General features: G+C 39.2%; 16 protein-coding genes. 12 read left to right on the top strand and 4 right to left on the bottom strand.

What is annotated here, in order from left to right; all coding sequences use genetic code 11:
* Positions 1-178 precede the first annotated feature (178 nt).
* Positions 179-715, top strand: coding sequence for a hydrolase (locus tag AC3II9_RS15395; RefSeq protein WP_489156839.1), 537 nt, complete (start codon positions 179-181; stop codon positions 713-715).
* A 145-nt stretch (positions 716-860) separates the two neighbouring features.
* Here AC3II9_RS15395 and AC3II9_RS15400 read toward each other — a convergent pair whose 3' ends face one another.
* Both AC3II9_RS15400 and psiE read right to left on the bottom strand, forming a co-directional pair.
* Positions 861-2,459, bottom strand: a complete 1,599-nt coding sequence (locus tag AC3II9_RS15400; protein ID WP_489156840.1) for a multicopper oxidase family protein — start codon at positions 2,457-2,459, stop codon at positions 861-863.
* 108 nt (positions 2,460-2,567) lie between these two features.
* Positions 2,568-2,984 (bottom strand): phosphate-starvation-inducible protein PsiE, encoded by a 417-nt coding sequence (gene psiE / locus AC3II9_RS15405; RefSeq protein WP_489156938.1) that lies wholly within the window; start codon positions 2,982-2,984, stop codon positions 2,568-2,570.
* Positions 2,985-3,772: 788 nt separating this feature from the next.
* Here psiE and AC3II9_RS15410 point away from each other — a divergent pair.
* Positions 3,773-5,209 carry a DEAD/DEAH box helicase gene (locus AC3II9_RS15410; protein ID WP_489156841.1) on the top strand — a complete coding sequence of 479 codons (1,437 nt, stop codon included), beginning with the start codon at positions 3,773-3,775 and terminating at the stop codon, positions 5,207-5,209.
* Positions 5,210-5,283: 74 nt separating this feature from the next.
* Here the strand turns inward: AC3II9_RS15410 and AC3II9_RS15415 are convergent, their stop codons facing one another.
* Complete coding sequence (locus tag AC3II9_RS15415; protein ID WP_489156843.1) at positions 5,284-7,233, bottom strand: methyl-accepting chemotaxis protein; 1,950 nt, start codon at positions 7,231-7,233, stop codon at positions 5,284-5,286.
* A 150-nt stretch (positions 7,234-7,383) separates the two neighbouring features.
* Positions 7,384-8,322 (bottom strand): ribonuclease HIII, encoded by a 939-nt coding sequence (rnhC, locus tag AC3II9_RS15420; protein ID WP_489156845.1) that lies wholly within the window; start codon positions 8,320-8,322, stop codon positions 7,384-7,386.
* Between the two features lie 579 nt (positions 8,323-8,901).
* Here rnhC and zapA point away from each other — a divergent pair.
* From zapA to AC3II9_RS15470, 10 genes are all read left to right on the top strand, one after another.
* Positions 8,902-9,162: a cell division protein ZapA gene (gene zapA / locus AC3II9_RS15425; protein WP_391368994.1), complete on the top strand. Its 261-nt coding sequence runs from the start codon at positions 8,902-8,904 to the stop codon at positions 9,160-9,162.
* A 5-nt stretch (positions 9,163-9,167) separates the two neighbouring features.
* On the top strand, positions 9,168-9,707 hold the full coding sequence (locus AC3II9_RS15430) for a CvpA family protein (protein WP_489156847.1): 540 nt from the start codon (positions 9,168-9,170) through the stop codon (positions 9,705-9,707).
* Between the two features lie 70 nt (positions 9,708-9,777).
* Positions 9,778-11,487 (top strand): DNA polymerase/3'-5' exonuclease PolX, encoded by a 1,710-nt coding sequence (polX, locus tag AC3II9_RS15435; RefSeq protein WP_489156849.1) that lies wholly within the window; start codon positions 9,778-9,780, stop codon positions 11,485-11,487.
* Between the two features lie 23 nt (positions 11,488-11,510).
* Positions 11,511-13,880: an endonuclease MutS2 gene (locus tag AC3II9_RS15440; RefSeq protein ID WP_489156850.1), complete on the top strand. Its 2,370-nt coding sequence runs from the start codon at positions 11,511-11,513 to the stop codon at positions 13,878-13,880.
* A gap of 13 nt (positions 13,881-13,893) precedes the next feature.
* A complete protein-coding gene (locus AC3II9_RS15445) occupies positions 13,894-14,307 on the top strand; it encodes a DUF350 domain-containing protein (protein WP_489156852.1) in 414 nt (137 codons plus the stop codon).
* Between the two features lie 526 nt (positions 14,308-14,833).
* On the top strand, positions 14,834-16,528 hold the full coding sequence (locus AC3II9_RS15450) for a long-chain-fatty-acid--CoA ligase (protein WP_489156853.1): 1,695 nt from the start codon (positions 14,834-14,836) through the stop codon (positions 16,526-16,528).
* 101 nt (positions 16,529-16,629) lie between these two features.
* The gene (fadR, locus tag AC3II9_RS15455; RefSeq protein WP_489156855.1) at positions 16,630-17,211 is read left to right on the top strand and encodes a fatty acid metabolism transcriptional regulator FadR; all 582 of its coding nucleotides are present in this window, start codon (positions 16,630-16,632) and stop codon (positions 17,209-17,211) included.
* A 16-nt stretch (positions 17,212-17,227) separates the two neighbouring features.
* The gene (locus AC3II9_RS15460) at positions 17,228-18,001 is read left to right on the top strand and encodes an enoyl-CoA hydratase (protein ID WP_431027444.1); all 774 of its coding nucleotides are present in this window, start codon (positions 17,228-17,230) and stop codon (positions 17,999-18,001) included.
* Positions 18,002-18,025: 24 nt separating this feature from the next.
* Positions 18,026-18,799 (top strand): electron transfer flavoprotein subunit beta/FixA family protein, encoded by a 774-nt coding sequence (locus tag AC3II9_RS15465; protein WP_391369018.1) that lies wholly within the window; start codon positions 18,026-18,028, stop codon positions 18,797-18,799.
* 25 nt (positions 18,800-18,824) lie between these two features.
* Positions 18,825-19,802, top strand: coding sequence for an electron transfer flavoprotein subunit alpha/FixB family protein (locus AC3II9_RS15470; RefSeq protein ID WP_489156857.1), 978 nt, complete (start codon positions 18,825-18,827; stop codon positions 19,800-19,802).
* Positions 19,803-19,990: the final 188 nt, after the last annotated feature.

Below are 19,990 nucleotides of genomic sequence, written 5' to 3' on the forward strand. Positions count from 1 at the left end.
CGAATTTGGGGAGGTGCCTCATTTTTATTTCATTGAAACCCTTGATACCGAAGGGATTAGAATTATGAAATTAACTCAATTGGAAATCTATAATAAGCTGTTACTTCTGTAAAGTAAACATTGGAAATATAATAAGCCCCTATTATAATGAAAGTAATCGTGTAAAGGGGGAGTAGGGATGTTAACTAAAGATGAAACGGTACTTGTACTGATTGATATTCAGGGGAAGCTTGCGCAAATTGTAGATGACAGTGACGCTGTTATTGCGAATATTGTGCGCGTTATAAAAGGCGCTAATGTACTTGAATTGCCAATTTTATGGCTGGAACAATATCCGAAAGGGCTTGGTCCAACCGTAGAAGCAATTGCCAATGAAATGAGTGGCACACCGATTGAAAAAATAACATTTAGTGCTTATGATAACGAAGAGTTTGTACAAAAGCTTGAAGCAACGGGGCGTAAGAAAGTGCTATTAGCGGGAATTGAGACGCATATTTGTGTCTATCAAACGGCTGCTCGTTTATTAGCAAATGGTTATGAAGTGGAAGTATTAGCTGATTGTGTGTCATCACGAACAGCGGGTAATCGTGAAGTCGGTATCCAAAAAATGATGCAGCTTGGTGCTAATATTACGAGTGTTGAAATGGCTTTATTTGAAATGCAAGTCGTAGCAAAGGGCGATGCATTTAAAGCGATTAGTGCGATTGTAAAATAAACGAAGCGCCCAGACTGTTGCCAAGCGTTTTCAAGACAGTCTGCAGATTTTGCTGTTTTTAAGTTGTACCTAAAAATAAATGTAGACAAAGTCAAAGTTCGACTTTGTCTACACTCTAAGCGTTCTGAATATTTAGGGCGCTATTTTAATGTTGTTCATGCTCATCTACATGTGGTGGTTGAACTGGGTGGGCGTCGGGAATGACTCGAATCGGCCGCATCATATCGTGATCCTCATGTTCAAGTATATGGCAATGCCAAATATAGTTCCCCGTATATTCTTTCCAATGCATAATAATTTTTGTTACAGTACCTGCATCGACTTTGACTGTATCTTTCCAACCTCTTTCATAGTCTCTTGGTTCCTCAGGCTCACCAGTAAACATTAATTTCCCTTCATTTCGGTAGAGTTCTACATCAAAAGGTCTTCGTTCAAGGATTTTAAATTGTACTAAGTGTACATGGATTGGATGTGGAAATGGTGTTGTATTAATAATGTTCCAAATTTCGATACTATCTAACGAGGGCTTTTCCGTAGCGGGATCGTGGTACATTCGTTCATTTAACATTAGCATAGGTCTGCCGTATTGGTCGGTTGAAGCGGAGAGAGGTAAATTTCTAACAGTATGTGCGTGAGATTCATGCATGCCCATATCTTCAGCTAACTTTACAGGGACTTCACTCGTATCTTCCCCTCTTAAAGGAAGATCCACGCGGAATTGCATGATCATACTAGTATGTTCATCTGCATTAAGGGCATCGTTCATAAGTGTAATTTGTTCTCCGGCAAGATGGGAGAAATCAATAATAATATCAATTCTTTCGGAAGGGTGTAGTTCAGCGGCAATAATTTCGTTTGGTGCTGTTAAAAAACCACCATCTGTCCCAATTTGAATCATTGGCTGATTATTAGACAGTCTTATAATATACGCTCTCCCATTAGAGCTATTAAGTATGCGGAATCGGTATTTTCTAGGCTCGACGCGCAAATATGGCCATACTTTTCCATTTACAATAATTGTATTCCCATTAAATCCAGGTGTAACAGAAGGGTGGACAGTAACAGGGAATGGCGGCGCATCAGGATAGAATAAGGAGCCATCTTCGTTAAAGGATTTATCTTGAATCATTAACGGAATTTCATATTGGCCGCTTGGTAGATTTAATCTTTCCTCAAGTGAGTCTCGAAGGAGGTAAAAGCCAGCGAGACCTGCATAAACATTCAGTCTAGTCATCCCCATTGTGTGATCGTGATACCATAAAGTGGTAGCAGGTTGGTGATTCGTATATTCATGAACTTCTCTGTTAAATTTCGGTCCGGTCACTTCATAATTTTGTGTATACCACGCTTCAGGGTGACCATCGCTTTCCCAATCAACATGTGCCCCATGTAGGTGGACAACGGATCTCACTTCCGGTGAATCTGATACGCTATGAAGAGTAGTATCGACAGGTAAAAAATGTTTTGTAGGTAGTTTATTTATATATTTTACAAACGTAGATTGGTCTTTTTTCGCTTCGATAGTTGGTCCAGGAACGAGCCCATTATAACCCCAAACAGTAGAGAACGGAAATTGTTTATGGAATCGATGGCGGGCTTTAAGCATGGTCATTTCATAATAAGATTTTCGTGGATAATCTTTATGCGCTTTGGCTATTGCTACTGGAAGAATAGGAAGCGAATCAACAAATTTAGGGATAGTGCTGGGGTCTGCAGGATTAACGAAGTCAATATGTTTACTCATTTAACATACATCCTTAATTTTTATTTTACGTTATCTAGCATATTCAACTTATGCTAAAAGGGTGTAATTTCATTCTAATCTTCCTAGATAACAGAGGTTTCCCTACTATTAAGATGCATCTTTTGTCTTTCGCACGCCAGGTCGTTCTCTTGGTGTGATATTAATAATGTAATAACCGATAATTAACACTAAAATAACGAGCGAGAACAGGAGTGTATCAGTTGGATGCTCGTGCTCAACGATAATTAGTCGAACCATCGCTGTAATGCCGATATACATGAAATACCTTAATGGGAAATGATAATCCTCTTTAAAATATTTTACAATCATTGTGATGAACTCGAAGTATAAGAAAAATACGAGGATGTTGGCAAGGAAATATTTATAGTCACGTTTATCAGAAGAAAAAACCATTTGCAAAAACTCTATAAGCTCCATCATCAGCATAATACTTAAAATAATCGCTAACACCGTTAAGCTTATATTTAAAATGATTTGCAACATGTGTGGAATCACGTTTTTCATACTATTTACTTGTTTCAACTTTTGTTCCAAAAATAAAACCCTCCTTTCTTGTAAATATGTTCTCGTAATAAGCAAAAATAAACCCTAAAAATACCAGGTAAATAGTAAAAGATATTAAATGCAAGGTTAATGGTAGCCTCCGCGCTTTGCCACAGCCTACACAGGAGCTAAAACAGGCGTGGCCTGTTTGGATCTCCTGTTCCGGCTCCTGACGCTTGCGCTTTCGTCGCAAAGAAAATCTTGGCTCCTGTGGCTATGGCGCGCTACGGCAAAAGTGAATACTTCTCGATATACTAGAAAAACATTTATCTTTTTAAAAGAAATCATTTTCTCTCCATTTGCACATATCGTCGCCTAACACCTGTAATCAATAAGGATATTTATTGTTTTTAGCATCTCATTTTTATTGAACACTAGTTGCTTGTAGCGGAGGCACGAGAGTGTAGCTGACGGCATGCGCCTTTCGCTACAGAGCAAAGCTTCCTACGGGAAAAGCGAGACAATCAAGACCCCGCAGGAAATTTATTTGCGACGAAAGCGTAGCGACAGGAGCACCGAAGGATGAGCGACGAGGAGGCTTGATCTCGCCCGTGGAAAGCGAGTGCCGGAGCGGAAAGCAACGGCTGCTCAAATGGTAATATATATTTTTAGATTTACTCATTATGTGTATGTTGTTTATCTTTGGTTGAATCTGAGAATTTAAATATTTAACAAAAACGTCATAATGAAACCGCTTGCTCCTTATGTTTCATGTATAATGAGTTCTAGCTAGCGGTAGGAGGAACAGTATGCAAAACTTTAAACAGTTTCATTTAAGTGAGCCAATTGAGCGTGCACTAGATAAACTTCATTACACAATGCCAACAGAAGTACAGCAAAAAGTATTGCCAGTAGCATTGGCGAACCTTGATTTACTCGTAAAATCACAAACAGGTAGTGGGAAAACAGCTGCCTTTGCCATTCCGATTTGTGAACAAATCGAGTGGCTTGAAAATAAACCACAAGCGCTTGTCTTAACACCGACACGCGAGCTTGCAGTACAGGTAGCTGAGGAGTTCACAAGCATTGGTCGCTTTAAACGTATTAAAGCGGTGCCACTTTATGGCAAGCAACCGTTTCATTTTCAAAAAACAGAATTGCAACAAAAAACACATGTAGCAGTCGGGACACCGGGCCGTGTGTTAGATCATATTGAAAAAGGAACGCTCAAGTTAGAAAAAATTCGCTACGTCGTTATTGATGAAGCGGATGAGATGCTTAATATGGGCTTTATCGAACAAGTAGAGGCCATCTTAGCGCATTTACCGACCAAACGTGTGACGATGTTGTTTTCGGCTACGTTACCAGAAGCGGTTAAAGCGTTAGCAGCTAGACATTTAATTGCACCTGTTGATATTGAGGTACAAAAGGAAATTGTGACGCAGACGATTGCGCATTGCGTTATAGAGGTAGCGGAGGAAGAGAAATGGCAGCTACTACAAGATGTCACGATTGTAGAAAATCCAGATAGTTGTATCATTTTTTGTCGTACAAAGGATCGAGTCGACGAAGTACATGATGAGTTATATGATTTAGATTATAGTGTAGATAAGTTGCACGGGGGTATGGATCAATCGACACGTCTGCTTGTAATGAACGACTTTAAGGAAGGCGCATTTCGTTACCTTGTAGCCACAGATGTAGCGGCACGTGGCATTGATATTGACCACATTACACATGTCATTAACTTTGATATACCCTTAGAAAAAGAAGCCTATGTGCATCGAGCAGGTCGAACGGGACGCGCGGGATTGACAGGGAAGGCGATTACGTTTGTCACACCATATGAAAATGAATTTTTAGCACAAATTGAGGAATATGTCGGCTTTGATTTACCAAAAGCGCAACGACCAGATGGTGAGTTAGTCGTGAAAATGGAGCCGTTATTTGAACGAAAGATGAGTCAGACGCCGAAGAAAAAGCGGGCAAAAAAGGAATTAGTGAACGAAGGAATTATGAAACTGTACTTTAACGGTGGCAAAAAGAAAAAACTACGTGCTGTCGATTTTGTCGGAACGATTTCAAAAATTCCTGGGATGAGTGCAGAAGATATTGGGATTATCACGATTTTGGATCAATCGACTTTTGTCGAAATTTTAAATGGCAAAGGATCGCTTGTATTAGAGGCAATGAAGCATACAACAGTTAAAGGGAAAAATTTAAAAGTGCACGTCGCTAGAAAATAAAAGATGCGGTAAGCAATGGAATGATTTTCGTTGCTTACCGCATTTTTGTCTATTTAGTTAGTAGTAATACTGCTTTATTTTATTTTAAAATGAGCCATTGTTTGCTGAAGGTGGTTGGCTGTTGTTAATAATGATTCAGCTGATGCAGCCATTTCTTCCATCGAAGCCAATATTTCTTCAGATGATGCGGCCACCTCTTCTGTCGAGCGTGCATTCATGTGTGCTTTTTCTGTTAACTGCTCTGCAGATACCGTAACCTCTTGGACACGCGATGCAATTTCTTGCGTCGTTGTGGACATTTGGGTAATCGTTGGTGCGATTTGCTGCATACTTACTAAAATTTGATCAAAGCGTTCTGCGCTTTCGTTACATATGACAATCCCTTGATTCACATCATTCAATGTGTCTTGCATCATTTGAACAGAATTGGCTGTTCCTGCTTGAATCGATTGAATGAGCTGACTAATTTTTTCTGTCGAGTTTTTTGAATCCTCTGCTAGTTTGCGCACTTCATCTGCGACAACAGCAAAGCCTTTTCCATGCTCACCTGCACGTGCAGCTTCGATAGAGGCATTTAATGCAAGTAAGTTTGTTTGATTGGAAATTTCTTGGATGACATCCAAAATCGAATTGATTTCCTTCGTACGGTCGTAGAGGCTACGTATAGTACGGTCTGTTTCCGTCACAGAGTGCTCGATTTGAGCCATTTGTGATACAGCGCCGTGAATAGAAGTACTACCTATTTCCGCTTGTGTCATGGCCTTCTGTGAAAGCGCTGAGACGTCGTGTGTATCTTTCGCAATACCCATCACATTTTGAGCAACGATGGTCAATGATTGTGTGTTTTCTTCGTTACGTAGCATTTGTTCATCAGCAATCGCTGCAACTTCTGAAATTGCAGTGGAAGTTTGCTCTGTCGCATGAATCACCTGTGTAGCACTTGCATCCAATATGTTTGCAGCTTGATGTACAGCATGGGTGCTATCCTCTACTTGGTATAAAACATCACGTAAACGATGCTTCATTGTATTGAATGCCTCTGCAAGTTGACCAATCTCATCATTTGTTTTTACTTCAATATGTTTTGTTAAATCGCCTTCACTCACAGTGACAGCTGTATCACGTAACGCTAATATTGGCCTTGTAATCGAGCGAATAATGAATAAAATGAAGATGCCACCAATTAGAAAGGCAACCGCTAAAACCGAAAAATTAATTTTTAAAATAGGGGCAGCGGCGGTACTTACCTCGTCTGGCAACATTGTCCCAACTAACTTCCATCCCGTTATATCATTCGTTAAATAGTAAATAAACCCTTCAGTTGCCTCTAGTTGCCCGTCCGCATTCGTATAAATTTTCTCGATATAGCTTTCAGTTGCTTCCGTTGCACTGTCCATTTCGTGGTGTGCAATGTATTTTTTTTGTGTATCTAATAGTGTGACATAGCCTTGCTCACCAATGTTTACTTGGTTCGCAATCGTTTTTAATGTTTCAATGCTAATGTCAATACCGAAAACCCCAGAGCCGTCTTGTAATTGTTGGGCAACAGTTAGTACCAATTCACCTGAACTTGTTGAAATATAAGGAGCGGTAATAATGGGCTGTCCATTACTTGCAATAGCGGCCTCATACCAAGGGCGATTACGTGGATCGTATGTACTTGTATATTCATAATATGGCTCACGAATCATTTTACCGTCAGCTGTTCCGACATAAGTAATAAGTGCTTCGGGGTGTATTGCTAAATAATCTGCGAGCTTTATTCGTAATTCTTCCTCGTTCGATGTTTTTTTGAAAAACTGTGCAAAATACTGTGTATCATTGAGTTTTGGCTCAAGTGTTGAAGAAATATTCGCATTTAATAATTCCATACTTGCTTTAGCACTTGCCATTTGTTGCGTTTCAATTTGTGTTTTTGCACTATAGTAAGATAGCAATCCGATGATAAGCGTTGGGATGACTAAAATCATAGCAAACGCAAACAGTAATTTTTTTCGCAAACCTAAATGTAAAAGTTTTTTCATCTTTTATAAAAATAGCCTCCATTAATAAATAAATGTTCCACGTTGTATGTAACATTTTTCCTTTCGTATTATAAAGGATGATCTAGATAAAATTCAGTTTTTTGAATTGTATAATTATTCTTCAGGATAGGACATATAAAAAAGCACAGGTTAGTTTCTGTGCTTTTTGCGTAGTAATGTTTTTGCTTTTTCTGTATTGGCGAAATGCCATTTTGTTATGGATTTTAATGTTGCTTCCCCGTGCTTTGCTAAAATACGCGCAGCCATTTCATCTACTTTGCCACTTGCTCCTTTTTGTAATGGGAAGCCAATCATTTCAGCTAAACGGTCCATCTCTTTTAAAAAGGCATAACGAGCCAGAATAGAAGCCGTTGCAACCGCTACATGTAGATTTTCAGCTTTTGTGGAGAATAGTACATTTTCACGTACTAATTCTTTTTCATTTTGAAGGTAGTTATAGTAAGTATTACGTTCGGCAAATTGGTCAATTAGAATGTATGCTGGTTTTTCTGGTGTCATTTTAGTGAGGACATTTTTTAATGCTTGATTGTGCATCATTGCTTTGATTTTTCCTTGTGAGTAGCCCTTTGCTTGAATGGCGTTATATTTATCATTGCGTAGTGTAAGAATACTATGAACACAGGCTTTCATTAAGTTTGGTGCGATTTTACGCATATAATCATCTGTTAATTGTTTAGAATCCTTCACACCGAGCTCTTCAACGAGTGCAATCTGATCAGCTGGCACATAGACTGCCGCTACCGTTACAGGTCCAAAATAGTCACCAGTTCCTGTTTCGTCAGACCCGATGACCGAAAGGGTTGAAAAGTTTTCAGGCAGTGTATCTCCTTTCGCTCCACTTCCTTTTTTTACAGTCGCTATATCTGCTATGCCGAAACGTGCTGATTCACGAAGAGCCCCAGCTCCTTGAAACATAACTTTGCCAGATTTATAAACGGTAATCGCCGTATCTATTAACTTTGCGGCAAATACCACGCCCGGTGCATTTCGTTCTATACGATCTGAAGCATAGTAGCTTTGTACTTTGTTTATCTCTTCTTTAGAAAGTTGTAATACAATATTGGTCATTTACGTCACCCTCATTTTGTTCACTTTCTGTTAAGTGTACAGGTGGGCAGGGGAGATGTCTAATGGAATAAGCATATGGTGATAATAATTCATTGCTTGTCACCTAATCATGGGAAGGATGTTAATTTCGCGATGCCCTTCTGTTAAAATATAAAGGATAATATAGATTTAGGAGTGAAGGTTCGTATGCAGGTAGGCGATAAGCTGAGACAGTTAAGAATGTATAAAGGATTGTCTCTTTTAATAATTAGTGATTAGTGAAAGAGACGTGCGGCTAGCATAAAGGATTGTAAATTAATATTTGCTACTTTTTAAAATGAACATGGATAATGAATATGCATAATATTTTTATTTTATACGAAACTTCAATTTTTCAGGAAATAAGGCTATTTGTTGTTATAATAAGGTTTATTCGGCTATAGAGTTGCTAGATATAAAGTGAAAATGGTATGATATGTATTATCGTTTTATACATAAAGAGGGGTTAAATTTGTACTCGCTGAGCGAGAGGCCTAATGGGAAGTTATGAAAGGCGTTAACCCTAGGTTGTTATTGCTTATGCTGGTGGGGGGATCACTTTTGGCTGAACAACAAAAAAATAAAATTTCGGTTGATATATACGGACAGACATATAAAATCATTGGTACAGAATCTACGGGGCATATGCGATTAGTTGCTTCAATCGTAGATGATAAAATGCGTGAAATTAGCGTTCATAACCCAACGTTGGATAATGCAAAGCTGGCTGTGTTAACAGCTGTCAATACTGTGCATGAATTATTGCAGCTAAAAGAGCAAATAGAATCGCTTGAAGAGCAGTTGAAAAAGTTAAAGGATTGAAGTAAATGCTAGATTTATTAATACTACTTATTTTAATAGCCGGTGTCATCATCGGTTGGAGACGTGGGCTCGTTGTTCAAGCAATTCATATGTTTGGATTTATTATCGCTATTTTTGTGGCGCTGATTTATTACAAGTCACTTGCACAACAGTTTTTATTATGGATTCCTTACCCAGGGTTTGCAGAAAGTGCAACGTCCATACTTGGACTTGAACAACTAGATGTGGATCGCACATTTTATCGTGTAATTGCATTTGCAATTATTTTCTTTATGACAAAGCTTATTTTACAGATACTCGGGTCGATGCTCGACTTTTTGAAATATCTCCCAGTTCTTGGTTCCATCAATCTCTTGCTAGGTGCCGTACTTGGCTTTATAGAACTGTATTTCTTACTATTTATCGGATTATATGTGTTGGCACTATTACCGCTTGAGGGATTACAAGCTCGATTAGATAGCTCCATCTTTACTGGTTTGATATTAGAACATACCCCAATTATTTCAGCGTTGTTCCAAAATTGGTGGTATATTTACTCAAAATAATGGAAGAGCAAAATACTTCTCTCACTTTTGAGAGAAGTATTTTTTATAATGATTAGAGGAGGCGGCTTTATTGAATAAGAAAATCATTATCCGTACATTAGAAAAGATAGCATTATACTTAGAGTTACAAGGAGAAAATCCATTTAAGGTGTCAGCATTTCGCAAAGCAGCCGCTGCACTTGAGGCAGACGAACGTTCTTTAAGTGAAATAGATGATATTACAACGATTAAAGGTATTGGAAAAGGAACAGCTGCGGTGATTCATGAATTGATTGAACATGGCAAATCAAGCGTGTTAGAAGAGTTAGAAGAGGCGGTTCCGAAAGGACTAGTCCCGTTAATGAAATTACCAGGTCTTGGCGGCAAAAAGTTAGCGAAATTATACCAAGAGCTAGGCATTGTCGATGCGGAATCGTTAAAGGTAGCGTGTGAAAATGGTCAAGTAAAAGCGTTAGCAGGATTTGGTGCGAAAACGGAAGAGAAGATTTTAAAAGAGCTCGAAAACTTTGGTAAGCGTGCTGAACGTCTACCGGTTTGGCAATTAGAGCCTGTCGTATTTGAAATTAATGAGCTACTTGCAAGTCTGCCTGAAGTACAAAAGTTTTCAGTAGCAGGAAGTTTTAGACGTGTAGCAGAAACGAGTAAAGATATTGACTTCATCGTAGCAACGGAAGCACATGAAGTTGTGCGAGAAGCTATTTTATCACGTCTTGTTACACTAGAGACAGTAGCAGCAGGTGATACGAAAGTTTCCCTCATCTTAGACCGTGAAGAACCGGTGAGTGTTGATTTTCGATTAGTAAAATTACATGAATTTGCGACAGCACTACATCATTTCACAGGCTCAAAAGATCATAATGTACGTATGCGTCAACTTGCGAAATCACAAGGGAAGAAAATTAGTGAGTACGGGGTGGAACAACCGGATGGTACAATGGCAACATTTGAAACGGAAGAAGCCTTTTTCGCTCATTTTGATTTGCCTTTTATTCCGCCAACGGTACGTGAAAGCGGTAATGAGCTAGAGCGATTAGAGGAATTAGCTGGACTTGTCCAGCTTGGAGATATTATAAGTGATTTGCATATGCATACCACATGGTCAGATGGTGCACATTCTGTTAATGAGATGGGGGAAGCATTAATTGCACGGGGTTATCAGTACGGTGTTATTACAGACCATTCGCAATATTTAAAAGTAGCAAATGGGTTAACACCGGAGCGTTTAGGGAAACAAAAGTTGGAAATTTTCGCATTTAATGAGGCGCATCCACATTTCCGTTTATACCGTGGGACAGAAATGGACATCTTACCAGATACAACTCTAGATTTTGATGATGCAGTTATGCGTGAACTGGATTTTGTCATTGCCTCGATTCATTCTAATTTCTCGCAACCGCAAGAGAAAATTATGGAGCGTCTATTTAGTGCGGTGAAAAATCCGTATGTGCATATGATTGCACACCCAACTGGTCGGATTATTGGACAGCGTAGCGGTTACGAGCCAGATGTGCCACAGCTGATTGAGTGGGCAGCAGCGTATGGTAAAATATTAGAGTTGAATGCGAATCCGTACCGTCTCGATTTATGTGTAGAGCATTTGCAAATGGCGATGGAGAAAAATGTACCAATTGCCATTAATACAGATGCGCATGCTATCGATCAATTACGCTTTATGGATATTGGTGTTAAATATGCGCAAAAAGCATGGTTGAAAAAAGAGTTAATCGTAAATACATGGAATATGAATCAATTTGAGGAGTTTATCCGTAAACATAAATAATTTGAGTTTTGGAGGTGTTGTTCATGATCGCACAACGCGCATTGAAAACACTAGAGTTTGATAAAGTACGTCAGCAGGTAGCAAGCTTCTGTACGTCTTCTATTGGGAAGCGTGCAATCGAGGAGTTAGTACCTGAAACGGATTTTAATACAGTTGTTGCCTTATTAGAAGAAATGGACGAGGGGCTAGCCATCCTTCGTGTGAAAGGTGATGTACCAATGGGCGGCATTTTTGATGTGCGCCCACATGCAAAGCGTGCACAAATTGGCGGGATGCTGAGCCCAATGGAATTAATGGAAATTGCGAGTACGATTCGAGCAAGTCGCATTTTACGCAATTTTATTGAAGACATTGAATCAGAAGATACAATCCAAATTCCACACTTTGTAGAACGTAAAGAGCAGATGCCTGTGTTAACAGCATTACAACATGAAATCAATGATTGCATCGATGAAAATGGCGCAGTTTTGGATTCCGCAAGCTCAGCGTTACGTTCCATTCGTCAATCATTACGTGCGGAAGAAGCAAAAGTTCGCCAAAAATTGGAAAGCTTAATTCGCGGTTCGAATGCAGCGAAAATGCTGTCCGACGCTATTATTACGATTCGTAACGACCGATTCGTCATTCCCGTAAAACAAGAATATCGCGGTCATTATGGTGGGATTGTTCATGACCAATCTTCCTCTGGTCAAACGCTTTTTATTGAACCAGATGCTGTTGTACAAGCAAATAACGAAGTCCAGCGTCTAAAAGTAAAAGAGCAGGCAGAAATTGAGCGTATTTTACTTGAACTTTCGGTAAAGGTGCAGGAAGTAGCGCATGATTTATTTGTATTAGTTGGTTTACTCGGCGAAATTGATGTGATTTTAGCGAAAGGGAAGTATGGTCGAGCACATAAATGTACAATGCCGAAAATGAACGAACAAGGCTATACGCGTTTAGTACGTGCACGTCACCCATTATTAACAATAGAAGAAGCAGTACCAAATACAATTGAATTTGGCCGAGATGTAACAGCGATTGTTATTACAGGTCCTAATACAGGCGGTAAGACGGTTACATTAAAAACAGTTGGCTTATGTACGATTATGGCACAGTCTGGTTTACCCGTGCCGGCACTAGATGGTTCAGAGCTTGCGGTATTTGAACAAATTTTTGCAGATATTGGAGACGAACAGTCCATTGAACAATCGCTATCTACATTCTCATCTCATATGGTGAATATTGTGGATATTTTAGCGAAGTTTGATGATAAATCACTTGTATTATTTGACGAGCTTGGCGCGGGTACAGATCCACAAGAAGGGGCAGCACTCGCGATTTCCATTTTAGATGAAGTGGTCGGACGCGGTGCACGGGTAATGGCAACGACGCACTATCCAGAGTTAAAAGCGTACGGCTACAATCGTCCAAGTGTTGTCAACGCATCGGTCGAGTTTGATGTGGAGACACTTAGTCCGACATATCGCTTATTAATCGGTGTACCAGGTCGCTCAAATGCGTTTGAAATTTCGAAGCGACTCGGGTTAAATGAGCACATTATTACGCAAGCGAAATCCTTTACCGGTACGGATCGCCATGAAGTGGAATCCATGATTGCTTCCTTAGAAGAAAGCCGCCTTCGTTCAGAGCGAGAGGCAGATGAGGCGCATGCCTTATTAGAAGAGGCACAGGGCATTCGGGCGCAACTAGAGGAACGCTTACGTACGTATGATGAGAAAAAAGAAAGCCTAGAGAAAAAAGCAAAAGACAAAGCACGCCGAATCGTGGATGAAGCAAAAGCAGAAGCAGAAAAAATTATTGGCGAGCTGCGTGAAATGCAAAAAAATGCAAGTCGCATTGTCAAAGAGCATGAGTTAATTGATGCGAAAAAAAGATTAGAGGAAGCTGCACCAAAAGAAGAAAACAAAGTATTGAAAAAGGTAGCAGCAGAACGCGAACGAGCACAAAGCTTAAAAGTGGGCGACGAAGTAAAAGTGTTAAGCTATGGCCAAAAGGGGACGCTCCTTGAAAAATCAGGCGGTAGTGAATGGGTTGTGCAAATTGGTATTTTAAAAATGAAACTAGATGAGGCCGATTTACAATATGTGAAGCCTGAAAAAGAGCAAGTTACACGAACGGTAGCGAATGTAAAAAATCGCAATAGTCATGTGAAGCTTGAACTCGACCTTCGAGGTGAACGATATGAAGATGCACTTTTACGCACAGAGAAATATTTAGATGATGCACTTTTAGCAAATTACCATCGCGTATCGATTATTCACGGGAAAGGAACTGGTGCATTACGTCAAGGGATTCAGCAGTTCTTGAAAACACATAAACGTGTAAAATCATTCCGTTATGGTGAAGCAGGAGAAGGCGGCTTTGGTGTAACCGTAGTCGAATTAAAGTAAAAGGGGAGATTAGATGCTTGGTTCATCATTTTGGCAAAACCCTTTAGTTGAAACTGCCGGTTATTTTAGCGTAGTTGTTCTTTGTTTAGTTGTGGCAATGGTGTTATTTGAAGTCGTGACGAAATATAAAAATTGGGAAGAAATTAAAAAAGGGAATATTGCTGTAGCACTTGCAACAGGCGGGAAAATTTTAGGGGTATGCAATATTTTTCGCTATTCCATTGAACGCCATTCCACGCTTCTAGAAATGATTGGCTGGGGTTTATATGGGTTCGTATTATTGATTTTTGCATACCTTTTATTTGAATTTTTAACGCCGAGCTTTAAAATCGATGAAGAAATTGAAAATGACAATCGCTCTGTTGGATTTATTTCGTTTACTATTTCGTTAGGATTGTCATTCATCATTGGCGCAAGCATTTTGTAGGAGAAGAAAAATGGAAACATTATCAAAAGTATTAATCGTTGTGTGTATTCTTTTTGTGGTCATTGGGGTTTATTATTTAGTAACTGTATAAGCATCAGACTAGTAGGTGACATTTCATCTACTAGTTTTTTTGTTTTTAGTTATATGAGCAGGGAATGAAAAGATAGCAGATGTGTTTATTATACAAATAGTAGTAGGTGGTAAGCGTGCATTTTTAGTGGGATGGTTGATAAAGGGTACTTGCGCGTTGATTGGAGCGGAAGCAACTCGACTTAAGCAGGAAAAGAAAGCGAGTCAGCTGTAGGGGAAATCAACACGCTTGAAAAATATATTTCTAAAATAGCATTTCTAAGTGATATGCTTCTTTCTATCGTTACTTAAAAAATGTTGTTTAACGGGAAAGAAAATACATATTCGAGCTAAAAATGAAAAATAAAGTAAAAAGTGTTTGAAACTACTTTCTTTTTTTATTATAATATTAAATAATCAGAAAATTAAAACGTTTGATTTGAGGGGAGAGAGGTTAATGACAGAGAAGGTATGGTTACAAAAGTATCCAGTACAAATTCCGCACGACATTGAAATCCCTGAAATTCCAGTTCAGCAATTTTTAACAGATGCTTATAAGACAAATTCAAGCAAGATTGCCATTCATTTTTTAGGGAAGGATATCACCTATCAAGAGCTCTATGAATCAGCATTAAGGTTTGCGAACTATTTACAAAGCTTAGGGGTAGAAAAGGGAGATCGTGTAGCAGTGATGATGCCTAACTGTCCGCAGGCGGTTATTGCGTATTACGGTATTTTGTATGCAGGCGGAATTGTTGTACAGACAAACCCGCTATATACAGAGCGTGAATTGCAATATCAGATGGCTGATTCTGGTGCAAAGGTTATTTTAGCTCTGGACATTTTATATCCACGTATTACAAAGATAGTAAAAGAGACACAAATTGAAAATATCATTGTGACAGGGATAAAAGATTATTTACCATTCCCTAAAAACCTCGTTTATCCGTTTATTCAAAAAAAGCAATATGGTTTTAGTGTGAAAGTAGAGCATAGTGGTATGAATCATTTATTTACAGAAATTATGCGTTCAGCACCATTAAAAGAACTATCGATACCATTTAATTTTGAAGAAGATTTAGCGTTATTACAATATACAGGTGGAACAACGGGTTTCCCAAAAGGTGTTATGTTAACGCATAAAAACTTAGTTGCGAACACGATGATGTGTGATGCGTGGCTGTATAAATGCCAAGCTGGTCAAGAGACGATTTTGGGCATTCTACCATTCTTCCACGTTTACGGTATGACAACCGTACTGATTTTAGCAGTTATGACGAAAAATCGTATGGTATTAATGCCGAAGTTCGATGTAGAGGATACATTAAAAACGATTGATAAACAAAAACCAACATTGTTCCCAGGAGCACCGACAATCTATATTGCGTTATTAAATCATCCTGATATTGGAGAATATGATTTATCATCCATTAAAGCTTGTCTAAGTGGTTCGGCACCGCTACCGGTTGAAATACAAGAAAAATTTGAAGAGGTTACAGGCGGTAAGCTTGTAGAAGGATATGGTTTGACAGAGACTTCCCCAGTCACACATGCAAACTTCATTTGGGATCATCGCGTAGTCGGATCAGTCGGGGTACCTTGGCCAAATACAGATGCAGTCATTTTGCGTGCTGGCGAAAGTGAACCATTACGACCTGGAGAAATCGGGGAAATTGCGGTGAAAGGGCCGCAAGTAATGAAAGGTTATTGGAATCGTCCAGAGGATACAGAGATGACATTTGCCGACGGTTGGTTTTTGACAGGGGATTTAGGGTATATGGATGAAAACGGTTACTTCTTTGTAGTAGATCGAAAGAAAGATATGATTATTGCAGGTGGATACAATATTTACCCACGTGAAGTAGAAGAAGTACTTTATGAACATGATGCCATTCAAGAATGTGTTGTTGCAGGTATTCCAGATCCATATCGCGGTGAAACAGTGAAGGCTTATATTGTATTAAAAGAAGAGCATACTGTAACGGAAAAAGAGTTAAATGATCATTGTCGCCAAAGTTTAGCAGCATACAAAGTGCCACGTTTATATGAGTTTCGAGATGAACTACCAAAAACAGCAGTAGGTAAAATATTACGCCGTACATTAGTAGAAGAAGAAAAAGCAAAGTTAACTTTAAATAAAGAAGCAAAATAATAGAAGCGAGTTGTTGACAGATTGATGAACAAATTATAATATGAAAACATGAATGAATGGTCATTCATTTGTGTTTTCATATTTTTTTGGTGGTGAACGACTTGAAACGAGATAAACCCAAATATAAACAGATAATCGATGCAGCTGTTATAGCTATTGCAGAAAATGGCTATCACCAAGCACAAGTATCGAAAATCGCAAAACAAGCTGGTGTTGCAGATGGAACGATTTATTTGTACTTCAAAAATAAAGAAGATATACTAATTTCTATATTTAATGAAAAAATGGGGCTTTTCGTAGAGAAATTACAAGATATAATTAATAGTGGGAATAGTTCATCTGAAAAGCTAGCACAGATGATCGAAAACCATTTCGAAGTCTTAGCAAATGATCGTCATTTAGCAACCGTTACCCAATTAGAATTAAGACAGTCGAATAAAGAACTTCGTCTGAAGATTAATGCGATTCTAAAAGAGTACTTGATGCTTTTAGATCAAATCTTAATTGAGGGTATGCTTTCTGGTGAGTTCAACCCGACGATGGATGTTCGTCTTGCACGTCAAATGGTTTTTGGCACAGTAGACGAAATTACAACTACATGGGTCATGAATGAATACCGCTACGATTTGTTAGCGTTATCACCGAAAGTGACACAGCTCGTGTTAAATGGGTTAAAAGCTTAAAAAGGGGTGTGGGAGAATGGAGTTTCTAAGTTGGAAAGTTGATGATGGTGTAGCTGTAGTATCAATTAGCCGACCACCAGCAAATGCGCTATCTCAAGGCTTAATCAATGAAGTAAATGAATTGCTAGATGCAGTGGAACATGATGAGGCTGTTCGCGTAATTGTGTTGCACGGTGAAGGGCGCTTTTTCTCAGCAGGAGCGGACATTAAAGAGTTTACAGATGTTCAAACTGGTGAAGAATTCGCAAAACTGGCGAAAAATGGGCAATTTGTATTTGAACGTATAGAGACGTTCTCAAAACCAGTCATTGCTGCAATTCATGGCGCTGCACTTGGTGGTGGGCTTGAGCTAGCAATGAGCTGCCATATGCGCTTTGTTACAGAAAAAGCAAAGCTAGGCTTACCTGAATTGCAGTTAGGACTTATTCCAGGTTTTGCAGGAACTCAACGTTTACCGCGCTATGTTGGCGTAGCAAAGGCGGCAGAAATGATGTTTACAAGTGATCCAATTTCAGGAGTAGAAGCGGTTCAGTGGGGATTAGCGAACCGTGCATATTCAGATGAGGACCTACTGCCAACAACGTTAGAAATCGCGAAAAAAATTGCAAAGAAGAGTCCAGTCGCATTGAAAGCAGCGATACATATGCTGCAATATTCAAAACCTGCATCATTCTTTGAGGGTGTTGCAGCGGAGGCGGAAAGCTTTGGTACAGTATTCGTATCAGCGGATGCTAAAGAAGGTATTCAAGCATTTATTGAAAAACGCGAGCCAGTATTTAAAGGCAAATAAATCAGCTTTCAGGAGGTCTGTAAAATGAATATTTATGTATTAGTAAAACGCACGTTTGACACAGAAGAAAAAATTGTTGTTTCAAATGGTAAAATTCAAGAAGATGGTGCTGAGTTCATCATCAACCCATACGATGAATATGCAATTGAAGAAGCAATTCAAAAACGTGATGCGCTAGGCGGTAAAGTAACAGTCGTTACAATCGGTGGCGAGGATGCTGAAAAGCAACTTCGTACAGCATTAGCAATGGGCGCTGATGAAGCGGTATTAATTAATACAGAAGATGATTTAGATGAGCTAGACCAATACTCTACAGCTTACATTCTAGCAGAGTATTTAAAAGATAAAGAGGCAGATTTAATTTTAGCTGGTAACGTAGCAATCGATGGTGGTTCTGGTCAAGTAGGCCCACGTTTAGCAGATTTACTAGGCATTAACTATGTAACAACAATTACAAGCCTAGAAATCGATGGCGGAACAGTAAAAATTGTACGTGACATTGAAGGAGATTCAGAAGTACTTGAAACTTCTTTACCATTATTAGTAACGGCACAGCAAGGCTTAAACGAGCCACGCTATCCTTCTTTACCAGGTATTATGAAGGCGAAGAAGAAGCCATTAGCAGAACTTGAGCTAGATGATTTAGATATCGACGAAGATGATGTTGAAGTGAAAGTAGAAACAGTTGAAATCTACTTACCACCTCAAAAAGCAGCAGGTCGTATTTTAGAAGGCGATTTACAAGATCAAGTAAAAGAGCTTGTAAATCTACTTCACACAGAAGCAAAGGTAGTCTAATAGACAGGTAATGGAGGGATAATCTATGTCAAACAAAGTATTAGTTTTAGCTGAAACGCGTGAAGGAAGTCTACGTAATGTATCATTTGAAGCAATCGCAGCAGGGAAGCAAATTGCTGACGGTGGTGAAGTAGTAACGGTATTAATTGGTGATGGTGTAGCAGGTGTTGCTAGCGACTTAATCGCTTACGGTGCAGATCGTGTTGTAACAGTGGAGCACCCACATTTAAAAACATATACTTCTGACGGCTTCAGCCAAGCATTCATGGCTGTTGTAGAGCAAGAAAAGCCAGAAGCAATTGTATTCGGTCATACAGCTTTAGGGAAAGATTTATCACCTAAAATTGCTTCTAAATTACAGTCAGGTTTAATTTCGGATGTGACAGAAATTGAAGGTGCTGGTGATGACGCAGTATTTATCCGCCCAATTTACTCTGGTAAAGCATTTGAAAAAGTGAAAGTAAAAGATGGCGTTGCATTCGTAACAATCCGTCCAAACAATATTGCATCACTAGAAAGAGATGCGGGTCGTTCTGGCGATGTATCTTCCATCACTGTAGATATTACAAACTTACGTACAATCATTAAAGAAGTAGTACGTAAATCAACAGAGGGTGTAGATTTATCAGAGGCTAAAGTAGTAGTAGCAGGTGGTCGTGGTGTGAAATCAGAAGAAGGTTTCGAGCCATTAACAGAGCTTGCTAAATTACTAGGCGGTGCAGTTGGTGCATCTCGTGGTGCATGTGATGCAGAATACTGTGATTATTCCCTACAAATCGGTCAAACAGGTAAAGTTGTAACACCAGACCTTTATATTGCAGCTGGTATTTCGGGCGCGATTCAGCACTTAGCAGGTATGTCGAACTCTAAAGTCATCGTAGCTATCAACAAAGATCCAGAAGCAAATATCTTCAAAGTAGCTGACTATGGTATTGTTGGCGACTTATTCGAAGTGATTCCAATGTTAATCGAAGAATTCAAAGCATTAAAAGTGAATGCTTAATTCGTAAACGATTTAGTAATAAAGTGATCTCAAAAGTAAAGGCATGTGTCGGTTTCAAACCGACCATGCCTTTTTGATTTTTGTTTAGGAAATGAAAAATTGTGCCTTATGGATAACGGTTGTTGAAAAGGGCATCTACGTCTAGGCGAAAGCGCATCCCCTCGCAACGCCTCAAATCCCTCCGACGT

Source organism: Lysinibacillus sp. RU7 (assembly GCF_057837305.1).

Coding starts and splice junctions, on each gene's coding strand:
- AC3II9_RS15445 (WP_489156852.1), top strand. CDS start 13,894: ATGCTTGGTTCATCATTTTGGCAAAACCCTTTAGTTGAAACTGCCGGT.
- AC3II9_RS15430 (WP_489156847.1), top strand. CDS start 9,168: ATGCTAGATTTATTAATACTACTTATTTTAATAGCCGGTGTCATCATC.
- AC3II9_RS15415 (WP_489156843.1), bottom strand. CDS start 7,233: ATGAAAAAACTTTTACATTTAGGTTTGCGAAAAAAATTACTGTTTGCG.
- rnhC (WP_489156845.1), bottom strand. CDS start 8,322: ATGACCAATATTGTATTACAACTTTCTAAAGAAGAGATAAACAAAGTA.
- AC3II9_RS15400 (WP_489156840.1), bottom strand. CDS start 2,459: ATGAGTAAACATATTGACTTCGTTAATCCTGCAGACCCCAGCACTATC.
- psiE (WP_489156938.1), bottom strand. CDS start 2,984: ATGAAAAACGTGATTCCACACATGTTGCAAATCATTTTAAATATAAGC.
- AC3II9_RS15450 (WP_489156853.1), top strand. CDS start 14,834: ATGACAGAGAAGGTATGGTTACAAAAGTATCCAGTACAAATTCCGCAC.
- AC3II9_RS15470 (WP_489156857.1), top strand. CDS start 18,825: ATGTCAAACAAAGTATTAGTTTTAGCTGAAACGCGTGAAGGAAGTCTA.
- AC3II9_RS15395 (WP_489156839.1), top strand. CDS start 179: ATGTTAACTAAAGATGAAACGGTACTTGTACTGATTGATATTCAGGGG.
- AC3II9_RS15465 (WP_391369018.1), top strand. CDS start 18,026: ATGAATATTTATGTATTAGTAAAACGCACGTTTGACACAGAAGAAAAA.
- AC3II9_RS15440 (WP_489156850.1), top strand. CDS start 11,511: ATGATCGCACAACGCGCATTGAAAACACTAGAGTTTGATAAAGTACGT.
- AC3II9_RS15460 (WP_431027444.1), top strand. CDS start 17,228: ATGGAGTTTCTAAGTTGGAAAGTTGATGATGGTGTAGCTGTAGTATCA.
- AC3II9_RS15410 (WP_489156841.1), top strand. CDS start 3,773: ATGCAAAACTTTAAACAGTTTCATTTAAGTGAGCCAATTGAGCGTGCA.